The 4,655-nt window shown below is 53.4% G+C and carries 4 protein-coding genes; 3 read left to right on the top strand and 1 reads right to left on the bottom strand.

Translation table 11 applies throughout. From position 1 onward, the window contains the following. Positions 1–22: 22 nt before the first annotated feature. Positions 23–1,257 (bottom strand): IS3 family transposase gene (locus ACG98I_RS13790; RefSeq protein ID WP_394721111.1). Its coding sequence is split into 2 segments (ribosomal slippage): positions 23–969 and positions 969–1,257, totalling 1,236 coding nucleotides; the frame shifts between segments, so codons are not numbered across the junction. Here ACG98I_RS13790 and ACG98I_RS13785 point away from each other — a divergent pair. From ACG98I_RS13785 to ACG98I_RS13775, 3 genes are all read left to right on the top strand, one after another. After that, on the top strand, positions 1,256–2,041 hold the full coding sequence (locus ACG98I_RS13785) for an APC family permease (protein WP_394721112.1): 786 nt from the start codon (positions 1,256–1,258) through the stop codon (positions 2,039–2,041). The two genes, ACG98I_RS13790 and ACG98I_RS13785, sit on opposite strands and share 2 nt — an antisense overlap. A gap of 115 nt (positions 2,042–2,156) precedes the next feature. After that, positions 2,157–3,791 (top strand): IS21 family transposase, encoded by a 1,635-nt coding sequence (istA, locus tag ACG98I_RS13780; RefSeq protein WP_394719292.1) that lies wholly within the window; start codon positions 2,157–2,159, stop codon positions 3,789–3,791. After that, entirely contained in the window at positions 3,788–4,564 is a 777-nt protein-coding gene (locus tag ACG98I_RS13775) for an ATP-binding protein (RefSeq protein WP_394719293.1), read from the top strand. The genes istA and ACG98I_RS13775 overlap by 4 nt, the downstream gene beginning before the upstream one ends. Positions 4,565–4,655 lie beyond the last annotated feature (91 nt).

The following is a 4,655-nucleotide window of genomic DNA, read 5'->3' as shown; positions in this document are numbered from 1 at the left end:
TGAAGTGCCCCGAGTTTTGTTCCTAGGCGTTTGCCTTGATTTCCATTATTTCCTGTGGCGGGGTCTGCTTCCAAAATTCGGTTTCCACCTCGACCGGAGTTCGGTATCCCAAGCTTTGGTGGAGCCTAGTCTCGTTCCACCATGACACCCACTCGAACGTCGCGATTTCTACCTCGATCACGTCATCCCACCTGCGGGTATGGATCAGCTCGTTCTTGTAGGAGCCGTTAACGTTTTCGGCCAGAGCATTGTCGTAAGAGTCGCCGACACTTCCGGTGGAAGCGGCAATCCCGTGCTGGGCAAGTCGCTCGTTGTAGACCACGCTGACATACTGCGACCCGTGATCCGAATGGTGAATGAGACCTGTTGTTTCCTCAGCACACACGATCGCCTGGTTGAGAGCTTGCAGTGGCAGTGCTTCGGTCCGCATCGAGTCTGATAACGCCCACCCAACAATCCGTCGGGAGTAAACGTCGGTGACAAACGCGGCATACACAAAGCCTTTCTTCGTGCGCACATACGTAATGTCGGCCACCCACAGTTTATTCGGACCCTGGGCTTTGAATTCACGCTCGACTAAGTCTGGGCGCAGATCAGGCGTGTTAGCTTTTCGGGTTGTGATAGGTGATCCGCCTTTGCCTTTGCCAGAAACACCGGCCAAGCGCATCAGCCGGGCGGTTTGTTCACGACCGATATCAATTCCTTCACGGCGAAGCGCATGCCACATTTTCCGCACACCGTAAACACCGTAATTATCCCGATGAACAGCACTAATGCGATCAACCAGCGCAGCATCGCGAAGGCGACGAGCACTTAATCCACGGGCCTTGGATTGGCGATACCCACGCGAGGTGATAAACCCACCAGCCCGGTTATTTTTCAACGTCTTACAGATGAACTCGACGGAGAAACTACTCCGGTATTCATCGATGAACCGGATCATTTCCGACGTTTTGGGTCGAGTTCCGACGCGAAAAAAGCTGAGGCAGCCTTCAGAAGTTCATTGGTGTCGCGGAGCTCTTGATTTTCACGGCGTAGCCTCGCGTTTTCGGCAGCCAAATCTTCGGGCACGGGTTCTGGGATGTTTCCTGCACGGCGGGCCTGCTGGGTCCATTGACGAGCTGTGTGCCATGAAACCCCCAGCTTTGGGGCTACTGCCTGGCACGCGGCTTGCATCGACATGCTTTCCGCCAAGATGCGATCTTCCACGAGACGGACCACACGGTCCTTCGCATCCTGGTCAAATTTCCTTGGCATGTTCCAGATCTTCCCATCTACTCAAACGGAACAAAACCTGGGACACTTCATAGTGCTAATGATTGCAGCGGTTGTCCTCATTACAATCACCTTATTTGTGAAGTATCTTATTGAACGTCCAGAACTGCCTGCAGGTATCCCGGCTGATGCTTCAATTGTTGCGGCGATTCTTACGATGGTTGCTTTTGCACCGTGGGCGTACGTTGGATTTGATAGTGTTCCTCAACTCGCAGGAGAGTTCAATTTTTCAGCTCGAAAAGCTCTGGGGTTGTTGCTATGGGGAATAATTGCCGCGACACTTATTTATATGGCAATGATGGTAGCTACAGTCCTTGCTGTAGGAACAAATTATTCGGAATATGAGGAATCTGCTTGGCCTCCTGGGATGGCGATTGCTGACGCCATAGGGCCACTAGGGTTGGTTTTGATGGTGGTGGCAGTTACCATGGGAGTCCTTACTGGGCTAAACGGCTTCTTTACTGCGTCGAGCCGTGTTGTTTACTCATTGGGCAACGCAAACCTAATACCGAAGCAACTCGGTGAGCTTGATTCTCGTTTCAAGACCCCAAGAAATTCCATCTTCTTTATTGCTGCAATTTGCTTAATTACCCCATGGTTTGGACGAGCCGCGTTGTCGTGGATTGTGGACATGACAAGTGTAGGCATTACTTTTGCATACTTTTATACTTGCTTCTGTGCGTGGAAAATTGCTCGCACAGGAAAGGTCGTAGGGATGCAGGAATCAGTACCTGTTTCGCGGATACTGTTGCGCGGGGGTATCTAGTAACACCGTGGTGACTATCGGATAACGCAATGGTGAGTATCGAGTAACGCTTTGGGAGAAGATTCTTCTGACCGCGTGACAACAGGGCACGCGGCATCATCAGAGGAGTCCGATCGTGACTGATTACCGGGCCGTGATGGACCTAGTCTTACAAGGCTGGTCCGTCCGCCAAATCTGCTCGACTGTGCGATGCTCACACACCACAGTCCAAAAAGCCCGCCACACAATAGCGGCACACCAGATCACAACCTGCGAACAACTCGCCGGTATTACCGACGAAGAAATGGCCACATGGTTTGTTGATGGCCGAAGTGCTGCCCAAGGCGACTTCGTACCCATCGACTTCGACGCAGTGACCAAAGCACGCACCGGCCGCAACAAAGTCACCCTCCAAGTCCTGTGGGGCCGCTACACCACCCAACCAGCCCACCCATCCCAGCGTTACTACAGCTACGAGCGCTTCCGCCAGCTTGTTGCTGAACACGTCGATGTCACAGGACTTACAGCACGCATTACCCATGCCCCGGGACACACCATGCAAGTCGACTGGGCCGGCACCGCAATGCGCCTGTTCGACCCAACCCATGCCCGAGGTGCAAAAGTCAGCATTTTCGTAGCATCACTACCGTATTCCGGCATGTTATTTGCCTGTGCTTGCCCGAACCAGCGACAACAAGCGTGGCTGTGGGCACATATCCAAGCATTTGAATACTTCAGCGGGGTTGCTGAAGTCATCGTGCCTGATAATGCTTCGACAGCATCACACGCAATTAGTGCTGCTGACCGCAACCGGCAGGTCAATTCCACCTACGAGGAATTCCTTGAGCACTACAACACTGCCGCGCTGCCTGCTCGTGCTCGGCGTCCAAAGGACAAGGCGAATGTAGAAGCAGCAGTCAAGATCATCACCCAAAAAGTCATCCACACCCTCCACGGGCATCAATGCGTTGGGCTCGATGAACTCAATGCACGCATCCGCAGCCTGGTTGACGGCATCAATGACGCGGTACCGTTTCGCGGTAACAACACCAGCAGAAGGATGCTCTTTGACGAGTTTGAACACGATGTACTCGGCGAACTTCCCACAACACCGTGGCAGCATACCGAATGGAAACGTGCGAAAGTCGCCCCCAACTTCCACATCACCGTCAACACTGCACGTTATTCGGTGCCTTACCAGCTTGTCGGCCGGACTGTCGATGTACGTATCACTGGCAATGAAGTAACCGTCTTTGATGCCGGGCAGCGTGTTGCAACCCACCGGCTTGCCCAAGCCCGTGGGATCTATGTCACCGATGTGGATCATATTCCTGCCAACATGGCTGATACCACAGGATTGTGGACCAGTGAGTACTTCTACCGTGAAGCAGCCAAGATCGGTCCAGCAACCCGGACAGTCATCGAAGAACTCATCAGCGCAAAGGCAATCCCTGTCCAGGCATTTCAGTCGTGCCGAAACGTACTGAATATGGGCAAACACGCCAACAAAGTGATTCTGGAACAAGCCTGTGCACGCCTGATCGCACCTGATGGCACCAGGAGGGCTGTGTCGTATACCGCGGTGAAAAACATGATGGCCGCGGTACGCAAAGACCAATCAACCCGCCCGACAGGCCATGATCTGCCAGCTGCAACACCGCCTGAAACACCACCGGTGGAACACGCACGCGATACCCGCGGTGCATATCTGGGTGGGTCTGCCCAGTTCAGTATGGAAAACCTCACGAAGAAAGGACCTTCGCAGTCATGACACAGCCACAACCAGCGTCAGCATCAGCGCGCTTTCTTGATGAATCGATCCTGCCTGTCTTTACCGATCTCCGGATGACGGCTTTTGGCCGAACCGTGATTGATATTGCAGCAGATCCCATCTTCGACTCATGGAGTTTTTCTGACAAGGTGCTCTACGCACTCGATAAAGAAGTTGCGGCCAAGCGTGAACGACGAGTCAACAAATTACTCAAAGCATCCCGATCGCCAAATCTCGATGCGTGTATCGAAGACATCACCTACACACCCGGCCGCAACCTCAACAAAGAGCAAATCACCAGACTCGCTCACTGCCAATGGTGTCAAAAAGCGCAAAGCATTGTCATCCTCGGCAAATCATCCGTCGGCAAAACCTACCTGGCCCAAGCACTACTTACCGCTGCGTGCAGAAACGACTACTCTGCTCGTTTCTTCCGCACAGACACCCTGGCTAACCAGCTGATGGTGCTGCGCCATGATGACGCAGCACGCATGGAGTTTCTTCAAGATCTCCACCTGGCGGATGTACTCGTGCTTGATGACTTCTTAACAACGCCGATTGATGCTGCCACAGCACACCAGCTGCTCAACATTCTTGCTGAGCGTGAACACCGGGGATCAACCATTGTCACCTCCCAGTTCACGCCCGATGAGTGGTACAAGTCCATCCCGGATGCTGTCATCGCCGAGTCGATACTGAATCGGCTTGTCGTTGGCGCTGAGATCATCACGCTGGAAGGTCCGAACATGCGCCTCGAAGCCAATACGCAGTAGCGGCGCATAGTCAACGCCCGGGTGTTACTCGATACTCACCCGGGCGTTACTGGATACTCACCACGGTGTTACTAAATCCGTGGTCCTAACA

This window comes from Corynebacterium sp. L4757 (assembly GCF_043673995.1).
In the GTDB taxonomy this organism is placed as follows: domain Bacteria; phylum Actinomycetota; class Actinomycetes; order Mycobacteriales; family Mycobacteriaceae; genus Corynebacterium.
Note: the sequence above shows the minus strand (reverse complement) of the source record. Positions and strands in the feature narration are given on the sequence as shown.